The following is a 26,626-nucleotide window of genomic DNA, read 5'->3' as shown; positions in this document are numbered from 1 at the left end:
CGTCTTGGGAAAGGTCAGATCATTCAACAGCTTCGCCGAGTTCTACCCCTACTACCTCGGCGAGCACAGCAACAGCACCTGCCGACGACTGCACTTCATCGGCACCTCCCTGGTCATCCTGCTGGTTGCCGTGGCGTGGGTCGTCGGCAGCGCCTGGTGGCTGCTCGCCCTGCCTGTCGCCGGCTACGGCTTTGCCTGGGTCGGGCACTTCTTCTTCGAAAAAAACCGTCCGGCCACCTTTCAACACCCGCTCTACAGCCTGCTCGGTGACTTCGTCATGTACCGGGACATGATGCTGGGCAAGGTGGCGTTTTAACCAGGTACCAGGGGATTGTCGATGAGCACCCACGCACGCTTTACCCACATGCAGGACGGCACCCGGGAAGACTGGGCGATCATCGCGGCCGACTTCAGCGCCTACGCGCGGCAGTTGCCGGGAAGGATCCTGGCCCACCTGAAACTGCTGGATGGTGATTTCGGTGGCTTCCCGGTGGATCGCCTGACCCACTCCTTGCAGACCGCCACCCGCGCTTACCGCGACGGGCGAGACGAGGAATACGTGGTCTGCGCCCTGCTCCACGACATCGGCGACACGCTGGGCTCGTACAACCACCCGGACATCGCCGCGGCGATCCTCAAGCCCTTCGTCAGTGCCGAAAACCTGTGGATGGTGGAGAAGCACGGGCTTTTCCAGGGCTACTACTTCTTCCATCACCTGGGCATGGACCGGCACCTGCGCGAGCAATTTCGCGAACACCCGCAGTACCAGGCCACCCTCGAATTCTGCGCCCGCTACGACGCGGCGGCGTTCGACGCCGACTACGACACGCTGCCGTTGAGCTTCTTCGAACCCCTGCTGGAAAGGGTATTCGCCGCGCCGAAGCAGTCGATCTACAAGGCGGCGATGGCTGACGCACCCGCCTGACACAACAGCAGACGACTCAGGCAGGCTCAGCCACTTTGAGGGCCTTCAACTGCGCCTCCCGCGCCTGGGCATCCGCCAGCCGATACAGCTCGATCGAGCCGTCCCAATGCTCGATCAGCGCCGTGCATGACTCGACCCAGTCGCCGCAATTGAGGTACTCCACGCCACCCACCTGGCGAATCTCGGCATGATGGATGTGCCCGCACACCACGCCATGCAGCTCGCGCTTGACGCATTCGTGGGCGATGGCCTCTTCGAAGTCGCTGATAAAACTCACCGCGGTCTTGACCTTGTGCTTGAGGTAGGCCGACAGCGACCAGTACCCATAGCCATAACGGGCCCGCCAGTGGTTCAGCCAGCGGTTGAGCGTAAGGGTAAATTCGTAGGCCGAGTCGCCGAGGAACGCCAACCAACGGTGGTAACGGGTGATGACGTCGAACTGGTCGCCATGGATCACCAGCAGGTGCCGACCGTCGGCGGTGACGTGCACGGCTTCGTCCACCAGTTGGATATTGCCCAGGATCAGTTTCGAATAGCGGCGCAGGAACTCATCATGGTTACCGGTGACGTAGATCACTTCGGTGCCGCGCTTGCTCATGGTCAGCAAGCGGCGAATGACGTTGGTGTGGGCCTGGGGCCAGTACATGCCGCCGCGCAGCTTCCAGCCATCGATGATGTCGCCGACCAGATAGATCCTGTCGGCGTGATAGCCCTTGAGAAAATGCGACAGGTGCTCGGCCTGGCAATCCCGGGTGCCCAGGTGCACATCGGAGATCCACAGGGTGCGAACACGTTGTTTGCGGCTGGGTCTGGCGAGCTCGGCGCTGGTCATGGGCAACCCTCTGATCGTTTGTGCCACTGTGCACCCAGGCGGTTAATGGCCCATGACAGGCACAAGTCGGTTACATGACAACGCGAGGCGCGGCGCGCCGGGTGTAGACTGGCGGCCTGCCCCCGGGAGACCGCGATGAGACCGATCCTCACGCTACGCCACTACAGCCAGGACCTGATCGTCCACAGCCATGACCACGCCCAGTTGGTGTTCGGCTTGTCGGGCGCGCTGGATTTCGAGGTCGAGGGCTGCGGCAGCCAGGTGGTGCAGCAAAGTTTCGTGGTGGTGCCGGCCGGTGCCCACCATGCCTGTGACAGCCCCCGCGGCAGCCGCTGCCTGGTGCTGGATGTGCCGAGCGATGAGTGGGTCGGGCAATCCCTGGGCGACCATGCCGACGCCAGCCGGCGGTTGCTGGACCGCTGCGCGCGCCTGCCGCTGGATGCGGGGCAAAACCAGTTGGTCAGTTGGCTGGCGGGCAGCCCGGTGGACGACCCGGTGATCGCCCAGCAAGGTGCGGTGCTGCTCCTGGCCAGCCTCAATGGCATTGGCCCGCAGCCGTCCGGTGGCCGGCGCCTGCCCTTTGCCGCCCTCGACGCCCACATCGACCAGTACGCCGCCTATGCGCTGCAAGTGGCCGATCTGGCCAAGGTCGCCGGACTCTCCAGCGCGCGCTTGCACGCCCGCTTCATCGCCGAGTGCGGCCAGACCCCGATGGACTACATCCGCAGCCGCCGCTTGCACAAGGCCGTGGCGTTGCTGCGCGACAGCGACCTGCCCATCGGCGAGATCGCCCATCGCGTCGGCTACAGCTCCCAGAGCGCCTTCGCCGCCGCCATCCTGCGCGAATTCGGCGCCTCACCGGGCCAGTTGCGACGCCAACGCTAGCCTGGCGCTAAAAAACGCCAGGATCGCGACAGACACCAAGGCGTGCTTGACGCTTAAATACCCTTGTGGGAGCGAGCTTGCTCGCGATGGCGGCCTGCCAGTCAACGTTGCATTGATTGAGCAAGCTCCCACAGGGAATTGTGTTGGCTGATAGCGATCAGTGAGCCCATGCCCTTATCCACCCGTTCCAATCCACCAGCCCAAGGACCGCAATGACTCCCCGTACCGCCCTCGGCGCCCTGCACATCGGCGCCCTCATGTTTGGCCTGACCGGCGTGTTCGGCAAGCTCGCCGCCGCTTCGCCGGCGGTCATCGTGTTCGGTCGCGCCGTCTTCGCCGTACTGGCCCTGGCGGTGTTTGCCCGGTTCGCCAGCCCTACCCGTTGGCAAAAACTGCGGGCAACCGATGGCCGTCGACTGTTGTTGGGCGGGTTGCTGTTGACCGGGCATTGGGTGAGCTTCTTCATCGCGGTCAAAGTCGCCGGCGTGGCGATTGCGACGTTGGGGTTCGCCAGTTTCCCGGCCTTTACGGTGTTGCTCGAAGGGCTGATCTTCCGCGAGCGGATTCGCGCCAATGAAATCCTGCTGGTGGTGTTGGTGAGCATCGGCCTGGTGCTGGTCACGCCAGACTTCGACCTGGCCAGCGGCGCCACTACCGGCCTGCTGTGGGCCGTGGCCTCGGGGTTGCTGTTCTCGCTGTTGTCATTGACCAACCGCGCCGGCTCGGCGCATGTGCCGCCGGTCCAGGCCGCACTGTGCCAGAACGTGGTGGTTGGCCTGTGCCTGCTGCCCATGGCCGCGCCACAACTGGCCGATGTACGCCCTCTCGACTGGCTGTGGATCGCGCTGCTCGGCGTGTTCTGCACCGGCCTGGCCCACAGCCTGTTCGTCGCCAGCCTGGCGGTGATCAAGGCCCGCACGGCGGCCGTGGTCTTTGCCATGGAGCCGGTCTACGGCATCACCATCGCCTGGTTACTGTTCGATGAAAACCCGACGCTGCGCATGTTGATCGGCGGCGCGGTGATCATCGTTGCAATCGTCGTGTCGAGCCAGGTGGCCGGTTCGAAGAAACCGAGTGTCGGCACCGAGGCCGCGTCTCACTGAACCCGGTCGTTATGGCCCAGGTCGCGCGCCGGATCGATCTGGTCGCGAACCCGTTGCTTGAGCACCTTGGCCTCGGGAAACCCGCCGTCGGCCTTGCGTTCCCAGATCGAGGTGCCGTCGCAACTGATGTGGAAGACCCCACCAGTGCCCGGCACCAGCGACACCTTGCCCAGGTCGTCGGCGAAGGTGCTGAGCAACTCCTGGGCCAGCCAGGCGGCGCGCAGCAGCCATTGGCACTGGGTGCAATAGGTGATGACGATTTCCGGTTTGTGCGCGGTCATTGCGAGTGAACTCCTGGGGTCGAGGGCGTCGTTATAATACCCGCCTTTACCGTTCGCCCGAGATTGACGATGCGCCGCTTGCTGCCCTGCCTGCTCCTGTTGTTGCTGCCCCTGTTCGGTCATGCCGACGCACCCGCCGCACAAACCGCGCGACCGAAAATCGGCCTGGTGCTGTCCGGCGGCGCGGCCCGGGGGCTGGCCCATATCGGCGTGCTCAAGGCCCTGGAAGAACAAGGCATCAAGATCGACGCCATCGCCGGCACCAGCATGGGCGCGGTGATCGGCGGGCTGTACGCGTCGGGCTACAAGATCGACGAACTGGAGAAGCTGGCCCTGGGCATCGACTGGCAACAGGCGCTGTCCGATGCCCCGCCCCGCAAGGATGTGCCCTTCAGGCGCAAGCAGGATGACCGGGACTTCCTGGTGAAACAGAAGCTGAGCTTTCGCGACGATGGCAGCCTCGGCCTGCCGTTGGGCGTGATCCAGGGGCAGAACCTGGACCTGCTGCTGGAAAGCCTGCTGGCCCACGCCAGCGACACCCGCGACTTCAACAAGCTGCCGATCCCGTTCCGCGCAGTGGCGACCGACATCGCCAGCGGCGAAAAGGTGGTGTTCAGCAAAGGCCACTTGCCCAAGGTCATTCGCGCCAGCATGTCGATCCCGGCGGTGTTCGCCCCGGTAGAACTGGACGGCCGGTTGCTGGTGGACGGCGGCATGGCCGACAACATTCCATTGGACGTGGCCCGGGAAATGGGCGTGGACGTGGCCATCGTGGTCGACATCGGCACGCCTTTGCGCAACCGCAAGCAGTTAGTCACGGTGGTCGACGTGCTGAACCAGTCGACCACCCTGATGACCCGGCGCAACTCCGAAGAGCAACTGGCCACGCTGAAACAGGACGACGTGTTGATCCAGCCGGCCCTGGCGAGCTTCGGCTCCACCGATTTCGGACGCGCCCGGGAAATGATCGATGCCGGCTACCGCGCCACGCAAATCCTCCAGGCCCGCCTGGCACACCTGCGCCCCGCCGAACCGCCCGACCCGCAGCTCATGGCGGCGCGCACGCCAAGTGAACGCACGCCGGTCATCACCGCGATCCGGGTGGAAAACGATTCGAAAGTCGGCGACGACGTGATTCGCTACTACGTCCGCCAACAGATCGGCGAGCCGCTGGACCTGGGGCGCTTGCAGACCGACATGGGCACGCTGTATGGCCTGGATTACTTCGAGCAGGTGCAATACCGCGTGGTGCGCAAGGGCCAGGACCATACGCTGGTGATCAGCGCCCGGGGCAAACGAACCGGCACCGATTACCTGCGGCTGGGGCTAAGCCTGTCGGACGACATGCGCGGCGACAGCGCGTTCAACCTCGGCGCCAGCTACCGGGTCAACGGGATCAATCGCCTGGGCGCCGAATGGCTGACGCGGGCGCAGATCGGCGACAGGCAGGAGCTGTACAGCGAGTTCTACCAACCGCTGGACGTCGGCTCGCGCTATTTCATCGCACCCTATGGGCAATTCGAGTCGCGCAACGTCGAGGCTATCCTGGACAACGATCCGATCGCCCAGTATCGCGTCGAGCGCTACGGCTTCGGCCTGAACCTGGGCCGACAGATCGGCAACAGCGGCGAGGTCCGCCTCGGTGTCGGCCAGGCCTGGGGCAAGGCGGACGTGCGCATCGGCGACCACGACCAGCCCAGCGAAAATTTCAATGAGGGCTTCTACGAACTGAAATACTCGTTCGATTCCTTCGACAATGTGTATTTCCCCCATGAAGGCGAGGACATTGGCCTGGCCTGGCGCCAGTACGAACCAGGATTGGGGTCCGACCAGCGCTACCGCCAGTGGGAGTTCAAGCTGGACAAGGCCCTGAGCAGCGGCCCGAACACTTTCATCCTGGGCGGGCGCTACGGGCGGACACTCGACACCGCCGAAATCGTGACTTCAAGCTTCGTCCTGGGGGGAGCACGGCAACTGTCGGGCTTTCGCGAAGACAGTATCTCGGGGCAGAACATGAGCCTGATGCGCGCCGTATATTATCGCCGCCTCACGCCGCGGGCGTACCTGCCGCTGGACTTCCCGCTGTACATCGGCGGCTCGCTGGAGCGCGGCCGGGCCTGGAACAACGACAATGCGTTCGACAGCGGCTACATCAATGCCGCCAGCCTTTTCCTGGGCTTCGACACACCGCTGGGGCCACTGAATTTCAGCTATGGCTTCAATGACGATGACGAGCAAGCGGTGTACCTGAACCTGGGCCAGACGTTCTGAGGGACCTGGGGCATTGGCGCCTGCTCGCGAAGAGCCCGGCAAGCCGATACCCCGTCAATGCCTAGCGAATCCCGGCCAACAACACCCGGGCGGTCTGCTTGAGGGGCTCGTCCCCCTCTTCGAGCAGTTCTTCCAGCAGTGAGATGGCGGTCTTGAGGTCGCCATCATCGATGCAGTTCTGCGCCTGCTCCAACTTCTCCGAGGTTTCCGGCACCTCGGGCTCCAGGGTAAAGGACTCAAGGGAATCGGCTTCAACAGTGCCCGGTTCGAAGGGCAATGCTTCCAGCTCCAGCGCCTGCTCTTCATCGGCAAAGCTGTCGAGGAAATCATCGTCCAGCGACTCGGTTTCCAGGGGGGCCTCCCATTGCAGTTCCGGTTCGCCGAATCCCGAGAGCGACAACTCGTCAGAGGCCGCCGATGCCGGCTTTTCTACGGCAGGCGACGGAACATCGGCCAAATCCCAACTGGTTTCCAGGGACAGCGCGTCGAGGTCCAGTTCGAATTCGTCGCCCGGCACGTGGGTGGGTGGCGGGGCCGGCGCAGCAGCAGGCGGTTGCGGCGCGAGCTCGGCGGCCGATGCCTGAAACACGGCGGGAACCGCAGCCGCTGTGGCGAGGGTCGCCACCTTGGGGTAGCGCCCGCGAATACCCTCCAGCACGTCGGCGTCGACGCCCTGGGCCAGCAAATGTTGTTCCTGGGCCTGGAAACCGATGACATCGCCCTGCCTGCCCAGCACCTCAAGCAACTTGAGGCCCAGGTCGGTGCGCTCCGGCTCCGCCAGCAAGGCCGCACGCAACAACCCCGCCGCCTCGGTGAAGCGACCGTAGGTCAGGTAGATCCCGACACCTTCCAGCACATCCCCCAAGGGCGTATCGCCGTGATTGAAGGTGCTGGCGACCTCGGGTTGCGCCTTGTCGAGGGGCACGGCATAGGGTTCGGCCGCGTCTTCCAATATCGGCGCAGGGCGCTCGGGGATCGGCGTCGAATCGACCTGTTCCTGCTGGCGACGACGAATGAACAACAGCAATCCGAGCAAGCCCAGCAAGCCGACCAGCCCGCCCACCCACAGCCAGTCGATGCCGTCCGGCTCCGGCTCGGTGGCCGCTGGCGCTGTCGACTGGACGTCCGCCACCGGGGCCGCTGCCGAAGGTGGCGACGACGCCTGGGCGGCCACGGCAGGCGCGGGGGCGGACTCGGCCAAACGCGCCTGCAATTCGCTGATCTGCTTGCGCTGGCCGTTGATTTCTTCGTCCTGCGCCTGGAGCCGGGCCTGCAACGCCTCGATGGTTTTCTGTTGCTGTTGGTTTTGCAGCACGCTGGCGGCCAACTGTTCATCGGAGGCGGCCGTTACAGTGGCAGCGCCAGCGGCAGGCCCCACGGAGGTCGGCAACACGGCCGAATCAGGCAGCAACAAGCGTTGACCGATGGAGAGCCGGTCGCTGCCGGGGTTCAGCGCCTGGATGCCTTCCATCAGCTCGTTGACCGAGCCGTTGCTGCCGGCATCATGCAAGCGCTTGGCGATGATCCAAGGGTTGTCCCCCGGCACGACGGTGTAGCGCTTGCCTTGTGTCGCAGGGGCGGCTTGATGGCCGGCGCGGCTTGGCTCGGTGTCGACGACTGCGCGGCTGCACCGGGTTCGTCATTGGCCGGCACGATCCCCGGTGTGCCGGGCGGGTCCATCAGCACGGTGAACTCGCGCAACAGGCGCCCATTGGGTTGGCTGACTTGTACCAGGAAGTTGAGGAACGGTTCTTCCACCGGTTTGCTGGAGGTCACCCGGATGTAGCTGCGCTCACCTCGCAATACCGGCGTAAAGCGCAGGTTGTTGAGGAAAAACACCCGTTCCACGCCCGCGCGATTGAAATCGTCCGGGCTTGCCAGGCTGGCCGACAGGTCGCCCTCGGCGAGCCCGGCGACATCGACCAGGGCAATATCGGCGCGCAACGGCTGGTTCAAGGCAGAATGAAGCGTGATCTCTCCCAGCCCCAGCGCAGACGCCAGGGCCGAATACCCCAATGCCCCCACGACGACCAACACGTTGACTCCACTGCGCAACGTGGACTGCAGACTTTCAAGCATGGGTATCCCTTTCGATTCGAACGCATCCAATACGATTGCTCAGTACTGGTTATAGTTCGCTAACGGCCGAATCTCAAAAGTCGGGATACCGCCGATATGCCTCAGGATTTTTCCAGGTTGGCCAGGATCCTGCCGTGGACCCGCATGCACACACGCATGTCCGCTTCGTCGATGCCTTCGAACAACTCCCGGCGCAACTGCGTGGCAATGGTTTCGATCTGTTCGATCAGCGGTCGGGCCGGCGGGCACAGCACGATCTTCTTCGCACGCCGATCTTCGGCCACGGCCTGGCGCTGCACCAGCCCTTGGGTTTCCAGGCTGTCGAGCAAGCGGGCCAGGGTCGGGCCTTCGACGGCAACGCTCTGGGCCAACTCGCGCTGGGTCGGCGCCTGTTCGAAACGCGCCAGGTGCAACAGCACCAGCCAGCGTGCCTGGGACAAGCCCAGCCCCGCCAGGCGACGATCCAGCTCGGCGCGCCAGCCTCGGGACATCTGCGCCAGTTGCATGCCAAATCGGTGTTGATCGGTTAACGGCATAAAAAACTCATCAGATCTGAAATAGGGAAATGCTAATTATTAGTCAGCTAAGCATGAGCTTCGGATTCAAGCAAGGGTTGCCCTGTAGTGAATCGTTAAAGGCGCTTAACACACTGATCAGACTTCAAATTCCGACTGCAAGGCGGCTCTGACGCAATACAGCACACCTTCTGGCACTCGCCCTACAAACAGTGCGGCAACTTCCGACACCGATGGCAACTCGCCCTCGCCATCCAGAAACGCGTCTTGCACCTCGCCCATCAAGTCCTCGGGCAGGTCCAGCGCCTGTTCCAGGGACAACTGCTGCTGGCCGATGGCCTCGGCCAGCATCGTGTAGACGTTCTTTTCCGAGCACTGCAACTGCCCGGCGATCTGCAGCGGCGTCATGCCGGCTCGTGCCAGGGTGATCAGTTCGTGGCGGACGTCGAGCACCGCCGCCGGCGCCTCGGCCTCGCCGCCCAGCACCTGGAGGAAGGCCTCGCCATAACGTTCCAGCTTGCGCGCCCCCACGCCGCTGACCCGAGCCATGTCGGCCAGGGTCGCGGGTTGGCTGCGGAGCATTTCCAAGAGCGTCGAATCGGGGAAGATGACGTACGGCGGCACGCCATGTTCCTCGGCCAGTTTGCGGCGCAAGGCGCGCAAGGCTTCCCACTGGTCGCGCTCTTCGCCGCGCACCAGTTGGCTGGCCTGGCTCTTGCTGCTCTTGACCGCGGTGGCTGGCTTGAGGTCGCGGCGCAACTCCTGCGTGACCTCGCCCTTGAGCAAGGGGCGGCAGCGCTCGGTCAGGCGCAGGCCGCCGTAGCCTTCGAGGTCGATGTCGGCCAGGCCGCGGGCCACGAGCTGACGGAACAACGATCGCCATTCACTTTCACTGCGGGCCTTGCCCACGCCGTAGACCGACAGGTGCTGGTGACCGAAGCTGCGGATCTTCTCGTTGTCCTTGCCCAGCAGCACATCCACCAGGTGCCCCACGCCATAACGCTGACCGGTGCGAAAAATGGCCGACAACGCCTGGCGGGCCGGCTCGGTGGCATCCCAGGTCTGCACGCCGTCGACACAGTTGTCGCAGTGTCCGCACGGTTGGGGCATGTCTTCGTCGAAATAGGCCAGCAGGGTCTGGCGCCGGCAACGGGTTTCCTCGCAGAGCGAGAGCATCGCGTCGAGCTTGTGTTGCTCCAGGCGCTTGTGCCGCTCGTCGCCTTCGGAGTTCTGCAACATCTGCTTGAGCATCACCACGTCTTGCAGGCCGTAGGCCATCCAGGCATCGGCCGGCAGGCCGTCGCGGCCGGCACGTCCGGTTTCCTGGTAATACGCCTCGAGGGATTTGGGCAGGTCCAGGTGCGCGACGAAGCGCACGTTCGGCTTGTCGATGCCCATGCCGAACGCCACGGTGGCCACCATGATCAGGCCTTCTTCGTTGAGAAAGCGCTTCTGGTGGTAGGCCCGCAGGTCGTTGGGCAGGCCGGCATGGTAGGGCAACGCCGGAAACCCCTGCTCGCACAGGAACGCCGACACTTCATCGACCTTCTTGCGCGACAGGCAGTAGACGATGCCGGCGTCGCTGCGCCGCTCGGCGAGGAACGCCAGCAACTGCTTGCGCGGCTGCTCCTTGGGCACGATACGGTAGAAAATATTGGGGCGGTCGAAACTGGAGAGGAATCGCTCGGCGTTCTGCAGGTGCAGGCGCTCGACGATCTCTTCGCGGGTACGCTTGTCGGCGGTGGCCGTCAGGGCGATACGTGGGACGTCGGGGAAGAGTTCCGCCAGTTGCCCCAGTTGCAGGTATTCACGACGAAAATCGTGGCCCCACTGCGACACGCAGTGGGCTTCGTCGATGGCGAACAGGGCGATTTCCAGGCTCTGCAGGAACGCCAGCATGCGCGGCTGCACCAGGCGCTCCGGCGCCAGGTACAACATCTTCACTTCGCCGCGCTTGATCCGCGCCGCCAGGTCCCGCTGCTGCTCGGCGCTCAGGGTGGAGTTCAGCGACGCGGCGGCCACGCCCAGTTCCTCGAGGGTCGCGACCTGGTCATCCATCAAGGCGATCAGCGGCGACACCACCACGGCCAGGCCGTTGCGCAGCAGCGCCGGCACCTGGAAGCACAAGGACTTGCCGCCGCCGGTGGGCATGAGCACCAGGGCATCGCCACCGCTGGCCACGCGCTCAATGATGGCACCCTGGCGGCCACGGAAACTGTCGTAGCCGAAGATGTCCTTGAGGACGCGTTGAGCCTGTTCGAGCATAGGAACTCCAAAAATCACCGAAACATCCCTGCAAGGCTGGTTCAGAATCACCCACACTGCCTGGGCAAATCGTAAGTGTGCGTTTCGAACCGGCGGGACGCCGCAGGGCATCACAAAACGCGGCAGTATACCCGAGGCCTTCGGTGCAAAGGGCGCTGCTGACAAGAGGTGGTTGAATCCAGACATCGTTCCATGTGGCGAGGGGATTTATCCCCGTTGGGCTGCGGAGCAGCCCTGAAACCATGCGCCCCGGTGTGTCAGGTGGGTTGAGTTGCCTCTTTTGGGGCTGCTCCGCAGCCCAACGGGGATAAATCCCCTCGCCACAGGTCATTCCCTTCGCCACAGAGGCTGCGTCTACCATCGAGAAGGAGGCAAATACGCCACGCGGCTGGCCTGTGGGCGCAAGAAGGCCTAGAATTCCCGCATTGTTTATTCCCCAAGGTAGCCCGTAATGTCCTTCGCTGAGCAACTGACCCGCCTGCAAGTCTTCCTCGACGCCGATGAGCTGCACGAAGAGGCGCTGGATTACGTGGCCGCTCATGGCTATCTGACCGCCCTGTCGATCTGCTCCGAACCGGTGCCGGATCGCGAATGGATCGATGCCCTGTTCGCCGAAGAGCCGCATTACAGCGACGAAGCCCAACGTGCCGAAATCGAAGCCACGCTGGTTGGCCTCAAGGCCCACATCGCCCGTCAGCTGGCTTCCGACGAGGAATTCGAGCTGCCCTGTGAACTGGACCTGGGCGATGACCCGGACGATTCGGAACTGCGTGGCTGGTGCATCGGCTTCATGGAAGGCGTGTTCCTGCGCGAAGCCGCCTGGTTCGAAACCGCCGAAGAGGAAGTCAGCGAGATGCTGCTGCCGATCATGGTCGGTTCCGGGCTGTTCGACGAGCAGCCGGAGTTTTCCGACATCGCTGCCGACGCCAACCTGATGGACGACATGATCGTGCAGATCCCGGAGGCGCTCACCGCCCTGTACCTGCTGTGCAACGCACCGGATGAGAAACCGGCGATCCTCAAGCCTCGTCACCACTGAGTGCCTGGGTGTCCGCGCCCATCGGCAATCGCCCGCTGATCCTGCGTTACGCTCTGCTGGCCATCGGCTGGTTGAGCGTGGTGCTGGGGGTCATCGGTATCTTCGTTCCCGTCCTCCCCACGACTCCTTTCCTGCTCCTGGCCGCAGCCTGCTTCGCGCGCAGCTCGCCGCGCTTCTACCAATGGCTGGTAGAACATCCCCGCCTCGGCCCGTGGATCCGTGACTACCTCAACGGCAATGGCATCCCGCTCAAGGGCAAGGTCTACGCCATCGGCCTGATGTGGGCGAGCATCCTGTTCTCCTGCTACCTGGTCCCGCTGCCATGGGCCCGCGGTTTCATGCTCACCAGCGCGGTGCTGGTGACGGTCTACATCCTCAAGCAGAAGACCCTGCGCAAACCGTAAGCCCCGACCATCCGTCAGCCACGCGCGCAACCTGTCAGATCCGACAGTAGCCAGCGAACCGAATCCACCTCATTAATCGCTCCATCGTCCTTTCGCGACCGGAGCATCCGCCATGCCGACCCCATTGAAAAACAAGCTGGCGCCGCTGGCCTTTGCCGGGCTGGTACTGGCCGCCGGGTTGGCGGTCGCTGCCGTGCAGCCTGCGCCTGCCACCCCGATCACTCCTGGCCAGATCATCGGCGAGAGCCAGCTCGAAAAGGCCCGATGCGTACAGGCGTCGGACCCGGCAAAGTACCAGCGCTCACGGGCGGTCGGGAGGATTTATACCGGGCGCAGCTATGGCACTGCATGGCGGGTAGGGCCTGGGAACCTCGTGTTCACCAACCTGCATGTCATCGGTGAGAACCCGGACATAACGCGGATGGTGGTGGAGTTCGATTACGAGGAAACGAGCTGCGACTCGGAGGCTGTGCGGCCTGCTGTCCGGGTGCCGGTCGAGCGAATCGTTGCATCCGATGGCTCGGGTGATTTTGCGCTGCTGGCCCTGAATCAGGCGGCGGTCGACAGCGGCGTATTGGACGCCTTCGGCTACCTGGGCCTGGATACCCGCATCTCGGAGGTTGGCGACCCGGTCTACATTGCAGGCCACCCCTTGGCGGGGCCGAAACGAATTTCGCGCTTTCACGACGACGGGCACCCTTGCTGGGTGACCGAAGTGCGTAACAACGGTCGGACGGATTTCGCAAAATACAACTGCGACACCGACTCAGGGTCCTCCGGATCGCCAGTGATCGATGCGCGAACCAATGCGGTGGTTGCCCTGAACTATGGTTTCAGTTCGGGGTACAACGCTGGCACGCAGATCAGCAGCATCTGGCCCGGAGTCGCGGGATATTTCGATGAGCGGTTGCCCGAGGGCAGTGTCCCGGTGGAACAGCCGAGCGTGCCAGTGGCCAAGCCGGGAGCGGCTGGCGTGCCGATTGCGGTACGCGTGACCCAGGTGGACGGAGAATCCCCGGTGGCAGGCAAACCCGGCGAGCAGTTGTATTACCACGCCCCCACCCATACCGCGATCACTGACCTGTCCTGCCAGAGCGGCGCCACCCAATGGATCGCCGAGGACGGTAAAGCCGCGTCATGCACCCTGCAAGGCGCAGCCAACTGGGCCACGGCACAAACGGCCATGCTGCGTGTGGATGACAGCGCCCCCGAGGGCCGGATCACCGATGGCCGGGTACGGCTGTTGTCCGATACCGGGCAGATCCGCGGCGCAAGCCACCTCGCCCTGACCGTGATGTCCCGTGGGCCGGGCGAGGTTCAGTCGCTACGAACGCAGGCGGGAAATCTCCAGGCCGCCCCCACAGACAGCCGGTTTGCGAAGCCATTGACCGCACGGGCAAGAGACCCCTTGGACGCAGCGATCGAGGGTGCACAGGTCACCTTTGCAGTCACTGATGATGGCGGAACCGGGACCCGGTTCGAAGGGGCTGACCAGACACCGATCGTGCAGACGAACGCCGAGGGTGATGCGACGTCGCCAGCGCTGGTGACCGACGCCAGGACGGGGACGTTGCAGGTCACCGCCCTGTCCAGCGGCCGGACAGCCACGTTCCACTTGCGAGTGGTGTCGCAGGAGGGCGACCCGACGAAGAACGTGGAGCATCTGTCCGTGGTCACGGGGCAAGGCCAGATCGCGCCCGAAGGGACTGAGTTCCCCCTGCCCCTCACGGCGCGCACCTTGAATCAGGACCGCAATCCGGTAGAGGGCGCCTGGGTCACCTACACGATCATCGACGACAGGGAAACCGGAACCCGCTTCGTCGGGGACGACCAGACACCGACCGCGACGACCAACAGCCAGGGTGACGCCGTGTCGCCGAAGCTGATCGCCGGCGACCAATACGGTTTCGTGACGGTCACCGCGACCTCCAACGGCAAGACGGCGACGTTCATCATCATTGTCGGCACGATATAAAAGCACGAGGCTGATCGTTCCCACGTACCGCATGGGAACGATCAGCCACTGAGGGACTGGACCGGCAAGGGACGAAACCGCCCCAGACCAGACGCCGCGGTACCGCTCAAATCACACCGTGTCCACCTTCAAGGAATGGTCGTTCAGCATCCCGTTGATGATCGTCGCCGTGTCCGCGCCTCCGGCGATCATCCCACCTGCCCCCGGCGTGACACCGTAGTGGCTGGCGAGGTTGACGCCCGCCAGGTCGATGGTCTGGCTCGGCGTGGCGCCGGCCAGTGCGCTGACGTCGATGCTGGTGGTGACCGACGCACCGCTGCCGCTGACGGTGAAGTGCAGGTAATCGTCCAGGGACGCCGCACTGCCGTTTTCGCCCTGCAACAGTTGCGACAGGTCGAGTTTGTCGACGCCGGGGGTGAAGTCGGTGATCACGTCGTGGCCGCTGTTGCCCGCCCGCCACTGGAAGGTGTCGGCGCCGCTGCCACCGGTCAGGGTGTTGTTGCCCAGGCCGCCGATCAGCAGGTCGTCGCCCCCACCGCCATTGAGCACGTCATTGCCCAACCCGCCATCGATGCGGTTGTTGCCGGCGTCACCGGTGAGGGTATCGTTGAAGTTCGAGCCGACGAGGTTTTCGATGCCGTTCAAGGTATCGGTGCCTGCACCGAGGGTGTTTTGCGCGCCCAACAGGCCCAGGTTCACCGTCACCGCGGCCGTAGCGTGCGCGTAGCTGGCAGTGTCGTTGCCCGTGCCGCCGTCGAGCAGGTCGTTGCCCGCGCCGCTGTAAAGCAAGTCATTGCCCGCCCCACCGTGCAGGGCGTTGTTGCCCGAGCCCGCGCTGAGGATGTCGTTGCCGTCGCCGGCGTTGAGGACGTTGTCGCCATCGCCGGCCAACAGCACGTCATCACCGCTGGTGCCCGTCAGGGTGTGCCCGGCCTGGTAGCTGATGCTCACCGCCGCACCGTCGCTGCCGCCATGGTTGTCACTGGCGGTGTAGGTGCCGTGGTAATCCGGTGTGATGTCGTGGGCGCCGGCGTAGTTGACGGTCAGGGTCAGTTGGTAGTTTTCCGCCGCATTGACGTTGCCGTTGCCGGGGTTGGCAATGTTGGTCACGTGGATCTGGTAATTGCCATCGGCGGCGGCCGTGAACGAGCCGCCATCGGCAATGGCGATGAATGGCCCGCCGTTGAGGGCGTATTCCAGGCTGACGTGGCCGGCCGCCAGGTTGTGATCCAGGGTAAGGGTTTCACCTTGCTTGAGGCTGATGTTGAGCCGGTCTTCATCATTGGCGTTGTTGTTGGACACCGCCCCCAATGCGCCGCTGACCACCAGCACGGCAGTCATGGTCGCGGCATTGGCGACGAACGTGCTGCGGCTGAGGTTGATCGACTGCACATTGTTGCCGGTGAAGCTCGCCGTGCCGGTGCTGCCGGTAAAGTCCGCGCCACGGGCCACCCAGCCGGTGTTAAAGCTGGTGGGCGAAGCGCTCAGCGGATCGCCATTGGCATCGCCGTCGTTGCCCAGCAGCAGTTCGCCCGGAATCACGATGTTGCCCGAGAGCACGTTGGTGATGATGTTGTCATCGACCGCCACCGGTGGGCTGTTGGGTTGGACCTTGATGACCAGGTTGGAGCTGGCCAGGTCACCGTCGTTATCGCTGAGGGTATAGCCGATGTTCTCGGTGATCACGGTGCTGGTGGTGGTCTGGGAGGCATAGCTGAACGCACCGGTATCGAGATTCACCACGAGCATGCCGCTATGGGCGGTGGCAATGCTGAGGGTGTTGGTCACGGTATTGAAGGAGCCGTGGTTGGCCCCGCCGCTGGCGGTCAGCGCACCTTGGCCACCGTTGGCGTCCGGGTTGTAGCTGTAGGTCGTGCCGTCCACCACCAGGCTCTTGATAAACCCGCCGTCGGCGCCGAACGAGCCGCCCTCGCCGAACAGGCTACCGGTCACCGGCACGCCCTGCACCGTGCCGGAAAGCACCGAATTGAGCTGGTTCAAGTCAGTGACCACCACCGCGTTGGTGTCGGTGTGGGTGCTGCCATCATAGGCCAGCGGGTCGAGGTTGACGTTTCTGGCGCCGCTGCCCAGGCCGACGGCGTAATTCTTGATGTTGTTGGCATCGAGAAAGGCTTTCCACGCGACCTCGTCCGCCGAGCCGATTTCGCCCAGGGTCGGCTTGCCATCGGAGAAGAAATAGCCAATGTTCTGTGCGCCGGTCAGTTGTCCGGGGGTTGCGAACGCCGTCTTGGCCATCGCCACGGCCGCATCGTAATTGGTGTCACCGTGCGCGTTCAACGCGGCGATCAGCGTCTTGGCCGTTGCCACGTCCACCCACACGCTACTCTGGTCGGTGGCACTGCCGCTGAAGGTCACAAGCTGGACTTTGACGTCGCCCATGTCGTCGTATTTGTCGAGCAAGGCGCTGATCGCCTGCTTGGCCAGATCCATGCGCGAAAGCCCCGGCACGCCGGAATCGTCTTTCATGCTGCCAGACACATCGAGCACGATCAGCAGGTTCGAATCGATCTCCACCGCCGTGACCGATCGCTCGGACGCGACTGCCTTGGGCACATCGTCGACGATGCTCACCACCAGGCTGCCGTTGACGCTGTTGCCCAGGGCATCGGTGGCCTTGTACGTGAAGCTTTCGTTCAACACGTTCGGGCCGTCATTGGCGTGGGGCGTGGTCGTGGCGGGCGAAGTCAGGGTGTAGGTGTACGAGCCGTCCGGATGGAGCAGCAATTGCCCATACGCCCCCGTGGCGTTGCCCACCAGCGTGAAGGTCACCGCGCCCGTGGCACCGGACACCGAACCGACCAGGCTGCCGCTGGCTGTTTCGCCGGTGGAATTCGGGTTACTGCCAGTGACGGTGCCGGGGGCCAGGTCCTGGCCGTCCTGGTTCAGGTCCAGGGCTTTTTCGTAGACGGTGATGTCCTGGTCCGACGTGGCGACGAGGCAGCTGTTGTGCACGTCGATGGTGATGGTCGTGGTGCTCTGGTCGCCATCGGCATCGCGCACGGTGTAGGTGAACACGTCGGTGGCGCCCGGTGCGCCGACGCTATTGGGGTTGCTGTGGTAGACGGCGTTGCCGTTGGCGTCCAGGGTCAGGTAGCCGTAGGTGCCGTTGATCTGGGTATTGAGGCCACCGATCACCGGGGACGAGGTGTCGTTGCCGGCCCGGATGCCGATGACTTCACCGCCGTCGGCGCCGAGCACGTCGTTGCCCAGCACATTGCCGTTGACCGTGCCGCCCTCCACCACCGAAGCGAAGTCGGCATGGGCGTTGGGCACATCGTCGACAATGTTGATCACGATGGTGCTGGTGACGGTATTGCCCAGGGAGTCCGTGGCCTGGTAGGTGAAGCTTTCGCTCAAGACGTTCGGGCCGTCATTGGCATGAGGCGTGGTCGTGGTCGGCGCGGTCAGGGTGTAGGTGTAGGTCCCGTCGGCGTGAAGCAACAACTGACCGTAGGCTCCGGTGGCATTACCCACCAAGGCGAACGTCACGGCACCCACGGCACCGGACACCGAACCGACCAGGCTGCCGCTGGCTGTTTCGCCGGTGGAATTCGGGTTGCTGCCAGTGACGGTGCCGGGGGCCAGGTCCTGGCCGTCCTGGGTCAGGTCCAGGGCTTTTTCGTAGACGGTGATGTCCTGGTCCGACGTGGCGACGAGGCAGCTGTTGTGCACGTCGATGGTGATGGTCGTGGTGCTCTGGTCGCCATCGGCGTCGCGCACAGTGTAGGTGAACACGTCGGTGGCGCCCGGTGCGCCGACACTATTGGGGTTGCTGTGGTAGACGGCGTTGCCGTTGGCGTCCAGGGTCAGGTAGCCGTAGGTGCCGTTGATCTGGGTGTTGAGGCCGCCGATCACCGGGGACGAAGTGTCGTTGCCAGCCCGTACGCCGATCACTGCGCCACTGGCAGCCGGCCCGTCGGCACCGCCCACGTCGTTGTCCAGTACGTTGCCGCTCACCGTCCCGCCCTCCACCACCGAGGCCGAGTCGGCGTGAGCGGTTGGTAAGTCGTCGACGATATTCACGTCCAGGTTGCCGTTGGCGGTGGTGCCGTTGTCATCGGTGACCACGACCGCGAACTGCTCGCTCAGGCTGTTGGCACCGTTGGCGTTTGGATGGGCTTCGTTATCCAGCAGCGTGTAGCTATAGCTCACTACCCCCGTGGTGGCGTTGAAGCCCGTGATGGTCAGGGTGTTGCCCAACGCGGTGGTGATCGACTGAGGGAAACCAGCGGCCACGCCACCGCTCACCACGTTGATACCGCCGACGCTCAAGGTTTGCACGCCATCCAGTGCGGTGACGGTAAAGGTGCCGCTCTGGGTCAGCGCCGGGGCATCGGGGTTGCTGCCGTCACTGAGGTTTTTCTCCTGCACCGTCAGCTCGCCGCCATCGGTGTCGAGGCCGGTGATGATCACCGGGTCGTCATTGTTGTGGACTTGCAGCACCAGGTTGGCGGTGCTGGTGTCGCCGTCGGCATCGGTCAGGGTGTAGGTGAAGGTCTCGCTGCCATTGCCCCCGCCGTGCAGGCCTTTGAAGTCTGCATCCGTCGTATTGAGCGTATAGGTGTAGGAACCGTCGGCGTTGAGCACCAGGGTGCCGTAAGTCCCGGTGAACGTCCCAGGCGTGACAGGGCCGGACGCGACCTGGTCCGCACCTTGGGTGTCATTGGTCAGCACGCTGCCGGTCAGGGTCAGGTGGGTTTCCGACGCGGTGGCGGCGTTGCTGTCGTCCACGGCCTTGGGCACGTCATCGACGATGTTCACGTCCAGGTTGCCGTTGGCGGTGGTGCCGTTGTCGTCAGTGACCACGACCGAAAACTGTTCGCTCAGGCCGTTGGCACCGTTGCCGTTGGGATGAGCTTCGTTATCCAGCAGCGTGTAGCTGTAACTCACCACACCCGTAGCGGCGTTGAAACCCGTGATGGTCAGGGTGTTGCCCAGCGCGGTGGTGATCGACTGAGGGAAACCGGCCGCCACGCCACCGGTCACCACGTTGATACCGCCGACGCTCAAGGTCTGCACACCATCCAGCGCGGTGACGGTGAAGGTGCCGTTCTGGGTCAGTGCCGGGGCATCGGGGCTGCTGCCGTCGCTGAGGTTTTTCTCCTGCACCGTCAGCTCGCCGCCATCGGTGTCGAGGCCGGTGATGATCACCGGGTCGTCATTGTTGTGGACTTGCAGCACCAGGTTCGCGGTGCTGGTGTCGCCGTCGGCATCGGTCAGGGTGTAGGTGAAGATCTCGCTGCCATTGCCACCGCCGTGCAGGCCTTTGAAGTCTGCATCCGTCGTATTGAGCGTGTAGGTGTAGGAACCGTCGGCGTTGAGCACCAGGGTGCCGTAAGTCCCGGTGAACGTACCAGGCGTGACAGGGCCGGACGCGACCTGGTCCGCACCTTGAGTGTCATTGGTCAGCACGCTGCCGGTCAGGGTCAGGTGGGTTTCCGACGCGGTGGCGGCGTTGCTGTCGTCCACGGCCTTGGGCACGTCGTCGACGATGTTCACATCCAGGTTGCCGTTGGCGGTGGTGCCGTTGTCATCGGTGACCACGACCGCGAACTGTTCGCTCAGGCTGTTGGCACCGTTGGCGTTTGGATGGGCTTCGTTATCCAGCAACGTGTAGCTGTAGCTCACCACCCCCGTGGTGGCGTTGAAGCCCGTGATGGTCAACGTGTTGCCCAACGCGGTGGTGATCGACTGAGGGAAACCAGCGGCCACGCCACCGCTCACCACATTGATACCGCCGACGCTCAAGGTTTGCACGCCATCCAGTGCGGTGACGGTAAAGGTGCCGTTCTGTGTCAGCGCCGGGGCATCGGGGCTGCTGCCGTCGCTGAGGTTTTTCTCCTGTACCGTCAGCTCGCCGCCATCGGTGTCGAGGCCGGTGATGATCACCGGGTCGTCATTGTTGTGGACTTGCAGCACCAGGTTGGCGGTGCTGGTGTCGCCGTCGGCATCGGTCAGGGTGTAGGTGAAGGTCTCGCTGCCATTGCCACCACCGTGCAGGCCTTTGAAGTCTCCATCCGCGGTGTTGAGCGTGTAGGTGTAGGAACCGTCGGCGTTGAGCACCAGGGTGCCGTAAGTCCCGGTGAACGTACCGGGCGTCACGGGGCCGGACGCGACCTGGTCCGCACCTTGGGTGTCATTGGTCAGCACGCTGCCGGTCAGGGTCAGGTGGGTTTCCGACGCGGTGGCGGCGTTGCTGTCGTCCACGGCCTTGGGCACGTCGTCGACGATGTTCACGTCCAGGTTGCCGTTGGCGGTGGTGCCGTTATCGTCAGTGACCACAACCGCGAACTGCTCGCTCAGGCTGTTGGCACCGTTGGCGTTTGGATGAGCTTCGTTATCCAGCAGCGTGTAGCTATAGCTCACCACCCCCGTGGTGGCGTTGAAACCCGTGATGGTCAACGTGTTGCCCAGCGCGGTGGTGATTGACTGAGGGAAACCGGCGGCCACGCCACCGCTCACCACGTTGATACCGCCCACGCTCAGGGTTTGCACGCCATCCAGCGCGGTGACGGTAAAGGTGCCGTTCTGGGTCAGCGCCGAAGCATCCGGGCTGCTGCCGTCGCTGAGGTTTTTCTCCTGCACCGTCAGCTCGCCGCCATCGGTGTCGAGGCCGGTGATGATCACCGGGTCGTCATTGTTGTGGACTTGCAGCACCAGGTTGGCGGTGCTGGTGTCGCCGTCGGCATCGGTCAGGGTGTAGGTGAACGTTTCGGTACCGCTGCCTCCCCCATGCAGCGCGACAAATTGCGGGTCGCTGGTGTTGAGGGTGTAGGTGTACGTGCCGTTGGGGTTGAGCACCAGGGTGCCGTAGGTGCCGGTGAACGTCCCACCCACGATCGGGCCGCTGTCGGGGCCGGTGGGGATGCGGTCGGCCCCTGGAGGTCGTTGGGCAGCACGTTGCCAGTGAGCGTGACCAGGGTTTCCGAGGCAGTAGCGGGATTGTTGTCGTCGATCGCCTGCGGCACGTCGTCGGTGATGTTCACGTCGAGGGTGCCGGTGGCCGTGTCGCCGTCGGTGTCGACCGCCACCACAGGGAACTGCTCAGTAATGCTGTTGGCACCACCGCCGGTCGGGTGGGTTTCATTGCCCGTGAGGGTGTAGGTGTAGCTGACCACTCCGGTGGCCGGGTCATAGCCCGTGATGGTCAGCGTATTGCCCAACGTCGAGGTGATGGCCTGGGGAAAGCCCACAGGCACGCCACCGGTCATCACGCTGATGCCACCGATGCTCAAGCTGCTCAGCCCGTCGGGGGCGGACACCGTGAAGGTGCCGCTCTGCACCAGCGCCCCCGGATTGCTGGCGGTGCCATCGGCCAGGTTGGCTTCGTTGGTGGTCAGTTCACCGCCTTGCACATCGACCCCGTCGAGGGTCACCGGGTTGTCGGGAGGCGTCACCGGCGGCACGCCGGCGTCGTTGCCGTTATTGTCTGGCTCAGCGGCCAGGCGCAATTGCGGAAACTCGGGAATCCCGTTGAATCCGGCGGTGGGGAAGCCGATCTGCGGATCAACCTGCCCGCCCACCTCCTCCAGCAGCACATAGCTGTGGCCGCCACCCAGGCCGCCCGCGGCGTTGCCCGCCCCAGGGCCTGCTGCCGTGGCTTCGCCCGTCTGGGTCGGGTCGGCGCCGGCCGCGATGGCTTGTTGCAGTTTTTGCACATCGGTCAGTTGCGCGTCGCTGGGGGCCGTCGCTTCCGGCGTATCCACATGCGGCGCCTGCGCTTGGTGCGCGAGCAATTGCGCCGTCAGGGTCAGGTTGCTCTCGCGGCCCAAGGTCAGTTCCTGGCCGTTCTGCAGGTGCACCGCCACTGCGCCCTCGGCACCGGTGACCAGGTGTTCGCCGGCATAGAGCCGATCGCCTTCCACCAAGGGCCGCCGCAGCCCTCCGGCCCCTTCTGCGAAAACCTGCCCTACCACTTTGCTGACGGTACCGATGAGCGCTGCCATGTGCTGTCCTCCGTTGCCGACTGCAATCGGCACGTGTCTGGGTGAAGAATCCGTCCTCGGGATGGCGATCGAAAAGCTGGAAAATCTGCCAGCTTTTACAGGGTCGAAAGGTGCTGGCTTTCCGACAGAATGACAAAAAACCGTCGCTTAATTTCGCCCCGCCGTCCCCACTTTCGACACTTCTTCACGTCGTCTAGAAAATCGCCTGAAACTTTTATTGACGCCTAAAAGCCGTCATAACCCGCAGATTCAAAGGCTTGCGCTTTGAACAATGTGCTGGTTTTCGAAGAGCACATAAGTTTTTTTCGAAATAAGCCTTATGAGAAATTCTTCTTAGGTTTCTCGCAGGATGTTCTTAGCTGTGTTGTTACAAGGTTGAAACGGTTTTGATCTTAAATACGTCAATTTTCTGGCGACAACGAAGCACTTACAGACCTCAGGAGATGCACCCCATGCGCGTTCTAACCCCCCTCTGCAGCGCGGTTTTGCTGGCCATGGCCTGCTCTTCTCAGGCGCAGGCCATGTCATTGACCGAAGCGATCCAGAGCACCATCGCGACCCACCCGGAACTGGCACAGCGGGTGGACAGCCGTCTGTCGGCCAATGAAGACGTCAAGGTCGCCAAGGGGGGCTTCTACCCGTCGGTGGATTTGAACGCCGGCTACGGCCGTGGCTACAGCGACAACACCAACACCCGGGCATTGGGCAACCACCACACCAATATCCTGAACTACACCCAATCGGAGCTGCGCCTGCGGCAGATGATCTTCGACGGGTTCAACGTCGCCAATGAAGTGGAACGCACCAAGGGCGTGGTCAACTCCCGCGCCTATTACGCCCAGGGCACCGCCCAGGACCTGGCCCTGCGCACCATCGAGGTCTACCTGGAAGTGCTCAAGCGTCGCGAACTGGTAACCCTGGCCAAGAACAACCTGCAAGCGCACTTGCGGGTCAACGACCAGATCGGCCTGCGCACCGAACGCGGGGTGGGCAGCACCGCCGACGCCGACCAGTCCCGGGCCCGTCGCGCCCTGGCGGAAAACAACTTCGACACCGCCGAAGTGGACCTGGCCGATGCCGAGGCGAACTTCTACAGCGTGGTCGGGCGCATGCCCGATGAACTGGAAACCCCGCCCTCGACCAAGGGTGAAATGCCCGCCGACCTGCGCCAGGCCCAGCAGAGCATGATCGACAACAACCCGTACCTGAAATCGGCCCAGGCCGACATCCAGTCTGCGGAAAGCCAGTACGAAGTGGCGAAGTCGCCGTTCTACCCACGCTTCGATGCCGAGGCCGCGGTGGGCGCCAACAACAACCTCGGCGGCGAGGAAGGCCACGACAACAACTGGCGCGTGGGCGTGGTGATGAACTACAACCTGTTTCGCGGCGGCAGCGACAAGGCCCGGCTCGCGTCCAACGCCCATCAGATCAACCAGGCCATGGACATCCGCAACAACGCCCTGCGCCAGCTCAACGAAGACACGCGCCTGGCCTGGAACGCCATGACCAACGCCCGTAAGCAGACCCCTACCGCCCGCGAATACGCCGAGACCACCACCCGTGTGCGCGCGGCCTACCAGGACCAGTTCGGCCTCGGCCAGCGCACCCTGCTGGACCTGCTCGACAGCGAAAACGAGCTGTACAACGCCAACCGGCGCTACACCGAAGTGCGCTACACCGAGGAATACTCGATGTACCGGGTGCTGGCGAACATGGGCCTGCTGCTGAACAAACAGCGGGTGGTGCTGCCGGCCGACGCGATTGCGCAGACCGAGGTCAAGAACGAAGCGCGGTTGCCAGAACTCAAGTAGCGCCTGGGAGCGACCGACATGACCAGCATGGAACCCGCAACCCCCGGCGCCGACCCGCGCCTGAACTTTGATGATCCCTTGCTGGACGGCCTGTTGATCCTCTGCAAACTCCATGGCGCGACCGCCAGTCGCGCCAGCCTCAGCGCCGGGCTTCCTATGGCGCACCAACGCCTGGGCCTGGAGCTGCTGCCCCGCGCAGCAGCCCGGGCCAGCTTGCAGGCCAGGGTGCTGCGCCGCGAGCTGGCCGACATCTCGCCGCTCAACCTGCCGGTGATGCTGATCCTGGCGGGAGGGCGCTGTGCGGTACTGCGGCGTTGGGGCGAGGACGGCCGGGCATTGATCCTGCCCAGCGAAGCCGACGGCGGCGAACAATGGGTCAGCCGCGAGGAACTGGCCCTCGACTACAGTGGCCAGGCCTTGTTCGCCCGGCCACGGCATGAACTCGAAGACTTGCGCGCCCCCTTGGTGCCGCGGGTCGAAGCGTGGTTTCGCGACACCTTGAAACTGTCGCGCTGGCTGTACAGCGACGCGATCCTGGCGAGCTTGCTGATCAACCTGCTGGGGTTGATGGTGCCGCTGTTCGTCATGCAGACCTACGACCGCGTGGTGCCCAACCAGGCCACTTCGACTTTGTGGGTGCTGGCCGTGGGATTGTTGATCGGCACCGGGTTCGAGCTGGTGCTGCGGGTGGTGCGCGCTCATCTGTTGGACACCGCCGGCAAGAAAACCGACGTGATCCTCTCCGCGACCCTGTTCGAACGCATCACCGGCATGGCCATGAAAGCCAAGCCGGTGACCATCGGCGGGTTCGCCCAGAGCATCCATGACTTCCAGGGCCTGCGCGAATTTCTCACCGCCGTGACCCTCACCAGCCTCATCGACCTGCCCTTCGCCGTGCTGATGCTGGTGGTGATCGGCTTGCTGGGCGGCTGGCTGGTGGTGATTCCGGTCATCGCGTTCCCGATCACCATTGTTTTCGCCATGATCATCCAGGTGCGCCTGCGCGACACCGTGCAAAAAAGCCTGGCCCTGGGCGCCCAACGCCAGGCCTTGCTGATCGAAACCCTCGGCGGCCTGGAAACCCTCAAGGCCTGCAGCGCCGAAAGCGAGCGCCAGCATCAATGGGAAAGCACCCACGGCGCCCTCACCCGCCTGGACAGCCACGCGCGTAACCTCTCGGCGCTGGCGACCAACGGTACGCTGTTCCTGCAACAACTGGCCGGCATGGCGACCATCGTGGCCGGGGTCTACAGCATCATCGCCGGCAACCTCAGCGTCGGCGCACTGGTGGCCACCTACATGCTCGGCAGCCGGGTGCTGGCACCCCTGGGCCAGATCGCCGGGCTGATCACCCGCTACCAGCAAGCCCAGCTCACCATGCGCAGCACCGATGCCCTGATGGCCCTGCCCCAGGAGCGCGATGCCAGGCAGCGGCCGCTGGAGCGCACCCAATTGCAGGGTGCGCTGGACATCAGCGGCGTGACGTTCCATTACAACGGCCAGAGCACCCCGGCCTTGGCCGACATCAGCTTCAGCCTCAAGCCCGGCGAACGGGTCGGGATCATCGGGCGCAGCGGCTCGGGCAAAAGCACCCTGGCGCGCCTGGTGATGGGTTTCTATGCGCCGCAGGAAGGCCAACTGCTGCTCGACGGCCTGGACCTGCGGCAGCTGGACGTCGCCGACCTGCGCCAACAGGTCGGCTACGTGGCCCACGACTTGCCGTTGCTGGCCGGCAGCCTGCGCGACAACCTCACTCTGGGCGCCCGCTACGTCAGCGACGCGCGCATGCTGGAAGTGGCGGAACTGACCGGCGTCACCGAACTGGCCCGCCAGCATCCCCAAGGCTTCGACCGCCCGGTGGGTGAGCGTGGCCAACTGCTCTCCGGTGGGCAACGCCAGGCCGTGCTGATGGCCCGGGCCCTGCTGCTCGACCCGCCGATCCTGCTGCTGGACGAACCCACCAGTGCCATGGACAACAGCAGCGAGGACCTCTTGCGGCAAAAACTTCATACCCGTGTGCAGGGCAAGACCGTGCTGCTGGTTACCCACCGCACCTCGATGCTGAGCCTGGTGGACCGCCTGGTGGTGCTGGACAACGGCCGGATCGTGGCGGACGGGCCGAAGGACGCGGTGATCGATGCGCTGCGCAAGGGGCGGGTGGGGTCTGGCGCCGTCTAGTCGATGCCGTGGCGAGGGAGCTTGCTCCCGCTGGGCTGCGTAGCGGCCCCGGACCCTGACACCGCGGAACGTCAGGCAGATCGAGTTGATTTTTTG

General features: G+C 64.1%; 16 protein-coding genes and 1 pseudogene. 10 read left to right on the top strand and 7 right to left on the bottom strand.

Translation table 11 applies throughout. The features are described from left to right. Positions 1-4: 4 nt before the first annotated feature. Both KI241_RS07245 and KI241_RS07240 read left to right on the top strand, forming a co-directional pair. Complete coding sequence (locus tag KI241_RS07245) at positions 5-316, top strand: DUF962 domain-containing protein (protein WP_042730110.1); 312 nt, start codon at positions 5-7, stop codon at positions 314-316. 21 nt (positions 317-337) lie between these two features. After that, positions 338-925: an HD domain-containing protein gene (locus tag KI241_RS07240; RefSeq protein ID WP_042730111.1), complete on the top strand. Its 588-nt coding sequence runs from the start codon at positions 338-340 to the stop codon at positions 923-925. 16 nt (positions 926-941) lie between these two features. Here the strand turns inward: KI241_RS07240 and KI241_RS07235 are convergent, their stop codons facing one another. Continuing rightward, positions 942-1,757 carry a UDP-2,3-diacylglucosamine diphosphatase gene (locus KI241_RS07235; RefSeq protein WP_042730112.1) on the bottom strand — a complete coding sequence of 272 codons (816 nt, stop codon included), beginning with the start codon at positions 1,755-1,757 and terminating at the stop codon, positions 942-944. Between the two features lie 135 nt (positions 1,758-1,892). Here KI241_RS07235 and KI241_RS07230 point away from each other — a divergent pair, with 135 nt between their 5' ends. Both KI241_RS07230 and KI241_RS07225 read left to right on the top strand, forming a co-directional pair. Continuing rightward, positions 1,893-2,642, top strand: a complete 750-nt coding sequence (locus KI241_RS07230; protein ID WP_047737675.1) for an AraC family transcriptional regulator — start codon at positions 1,893-1,895, stop codon at positions 2,640-2,642. Positions 2,643-2,854: 212 nt separating this feature from the next. Further along, complete coding sequence (locus tag KI241_RS07225; protein ID WP_047737677.1) at positions 2,855-3,745, top strand: DMT family transporter; 891 nt, start codon at positions 2,855-2,857, stop codon at positions 3,743-3,745. Here KI241_RS07225 and KI241_RS07220 read toward each other — a convergent pair. Continuing rightward, positions 3,739-4,026 (bottom strand): SelT/SelW/SelH family protein, encoded by a 288-nt coding sequence (locus KI241_RS07220; protein WP_042730115.1) that lies wholly within the window; start codon positions 4,024-4,026, stop codon positions 3,739-3,741. The two genes, KI241_RS07225 and KI241_RS07220, sit on opposite strands and share 7 nt — an antisense overlap. 69 nt (positions 4,027-4,095) lie before the next feature. Here KI241_RS07220 and KI241_RS07215 point away from each other — a divergent pair, with 69 nt between their 5' ends. Next, positions 4,096-6,297, top strand: a complete 2,202-nt coding sequence (locus KI241_RS07215; RefSeq protein ID WP_042730116.1) for a patatin-like phospholipase family protein — start codon at positions 4,096-4,098, stop codon at positions 6,295-6,297. Between the two features lie 61 nt (positions 6,298-6,358). Here the strand turns inward: KI241_RS07215 and KI241_RS07210 are convergent. The 3 genes and pseudogenes from KI241_RS07210 to recQ form a co-directional block, all read right to left on the bottom strand. Further along, a pseudogene (locus tag KI241_RS07210) lies at positions 6,359-8,376 on the bottom strand (FimV/HubP family polar landmark protein). A gap of 101 nt (positions 8,377-8,477) precedes the next feature. Next, positions 8,478-8,912 (bottom strand): MarR family transcriptional regulator, encoded by a 435-nt coding sequence (locus tag KI241_RS07205; RefSeq protein WP_042730118.1) that lies wholly within the window; start codon positions 8,910-8,912, stop codon positions 8,478-8,480. Between the two features lie 117 nt (positions 8,913-9,029). Next, a complete protein-coding gene (recQ, locus tag KI241_RS07200; RefSeq protein WP_212803513.1) occupies positions 9,030-11,156 on the bottom strand; it encodes a DNA helicase RecQ in 2,127 nt (708 codons plus the stop codon). 451 nt (positions 11,157-11,607) lie between these two features. On the opposite strand from recQ, the gene KI241_RS07195 reads away from it, so the two are divergent. From KI241_RS07195 to KI241_RS07185, 3 genes are all read left to right on the top strand, one after another. Beyond that, positions 11,608-12,195 carry a YecA family protein gene (locus KI241_RS07195; protein WP_030141133.1) on the top strand — a complete coding sequence of 196 codons (588 nt, stop codon included), beginning with the start codon at positions 11,608-11,610 and terminating at the stop codon, positions 12,193-12,195. A gap of 8 nt (positions 12,196-12,203) precedes the next feature. Then, entirely contained in the window at positions 12,204-12,599 is a 396-nt protein-coding gene (locus tag KI241_RS07190) for a YbaN family protein (protein ID WP_212803512.1), read from the top strand. Between the two features lie 112 nt (positions 12,600-12,711). After that, on the top strand, positions 12,712-14,574 hold the full coding sequence (locus KI241_RS07185) for a trypsin-like peptidase domain-containing protein (protein ID WP_212803511.1): 1,863 nt from the start codon (positions 12,712-12,714) through the stop codon (positions 14,572-14,574). Positions 14,575-14,685: 111 nt separating this feature from the next. Here KI241_RS07185 and KI241_RS07180 read toward each other — a convergent pair whose 3' ends face one another. Beyond that, entirely contained in the window at positions 14,686-21,396 is a 6,711-nt protein-coding gene (locus tag KI241_RS07180) for a VCBS domain-containing protein (RefSeq protein ID WP_348532644.1), read from the bottom strand. Further along, entirely contained in the window at positions 21,288-22,541 is a 1,254-nt protein-coding gene (locus tag KI241_RS27730) for a retention module-containing protein (protein ID WP_348532642.1), read from the bottom strand. Before KI241_RS27730 ends, KI241_RS07180 begins: the two co-directional genes overlap by 109 nt. A 452-nt stretch (positions 22,542-22,993) precedes the next feature. Here KI241_RS27730 and KI241_RS07175 point away from each other — a divergent pair, with 452 nt between their 5' ends. Then, complete coding sequence (locus tag KI241_RS07175; RefSeq protein WP_042732802.1) at positions 22,994-24,352, top strand: TolC family outer membrane protein; 1,359 nt, start codon at positions 22,994-22,996, stop codon at positions 24,350-24,352. Positions 24,353-24,370: 18 nt separating this feature from the next. Then, positions 24,371-26,530 carry a type I secretion system permease/ATPase gene (locus KI241_RS07170; RefSeq protein ID WP_047737690.1) on the top strand — a complete coding sequence of 720 codons (2,160 nt, stop codon included), beginning with the start codon at positions 24,371-24,373 and terminating at the stop codon, positions 26,528-26,530. Positions 26,531-26,626 lie beyond the last annotated feature (96 nt).

The organism is Pseudomonas sp. Cab53 (assembly GCF_018325965.1).
Lineage (GTDB): Bacteria > Pseudomonadota > Gammaproteobacteria > Pseudomonadales > Pseudomonadaceae > Aquipseudomonas > Aquipseudomonas chlororaphis_E.
The sequence above is the reverse complement of the archived record's forward strand: the minus strand, read 5'-3'. Positions and strand labels throughout refer to the sequence as shown.

What these genes read in the sequence shown, in the direction of transcription:
- KI241_RS07230 (WP_047737675.1), top strand. Translation starts at nt 1,893, where the DNA reads ATGAGACCGATCCTCACGCTACGCCACTACAGCCAGGACCTGATCGTC.
- KI241_RS27730 (WP_348532642.1), bottom strand. Translation starts at nt 22,541, where the DNA reads ATGGCAGCGCTCATCGGTACCGTCAGCAAAGTGGTAGGGCAGGTTTTC.
- KI241_RS07175 (WP_042732802.1), top strand. Translation starts at nt 22,994, where the DNA reads ATGCGCGTTCTAACCCCCCTCTGCAGCGCGGTTTTGCTGGCCATGGCC.
- KI241_RS07195 (WP_030141133.1), top strand. Translation starts at nt 11,608, where the DNA reads ATGTCCTTCGCTGAGCAACTGACCCGCCTGCAAGTCTTCCTCGACGCC.
- KI241_RS07215 (WP_042730116.1), top strand. Translation starts at nt 4,096, where the DNA reads ATGCGCCGCTTGCTGCCCTGCCTGCTCCTGTTGTTGCTGCCCCTGTTC.
- recQ (WP_212803513.1), bottom strand. Translation starts at nt 11,156, where the DNA reads ATGCTCGAACAGGCTCAACGCGTCCTCAAGGACATCTTCGGCTACGAC.
- KI241_RS07225 (WP_047737677.1), top strand. Translation starts at nt 2,855, where the DNA reads ATGACTCCCCGTACCGCCCTCGGCGCCCTGCACATCGGCGCCCTCATG.
- KI241_RS07240 (WP_042730111.1), top strand. Translation starts at nt 338, where the DNA reads ATGAGCACCCACGCACGCTTTACCCACATGCAGGACGGCACCCGGGAA.
- KI241_RS07205 (WP_042730118.1), bottom strand. Translation starts at nt 8,912, where the DNA reads ATGCCGTTAACCGATCAACACCGATTTGGCATGCAACTGGCGCAGATG.
- KI241_RS07185 (WP_212803511.1), top strand. Translation starts at nt 12,712, where the DNA reads ATGCCGACCCCATTGAAAAACAAGCTGGCGCCGCTGGCCTTTGCCGGG.
- KI241_RS07220 (WP_042730115.1), bottom strand. Translation starts at nt 4,026, where the DNA reads ATGACCGCGCACAAACCGGAAATCGTCATCACCTATTGCACCCAGTGC.
- KI241_RS07235 (WP_042730112.1), bottom strand. Translation starts at nt 1,757, where the DNA reads ATGACCAGCGCCGAGCTCGCCAGACCCAGCCGCAAACAACGTGTTCGC.
- KI241_RS07170 (WP_047737690.1), top strand. Translation starts at nt 24,371, where the DNA reads ATGACCAGCATGGAACCCGCAACCCCCGGCGCCGACCCGCGCCTGAAC.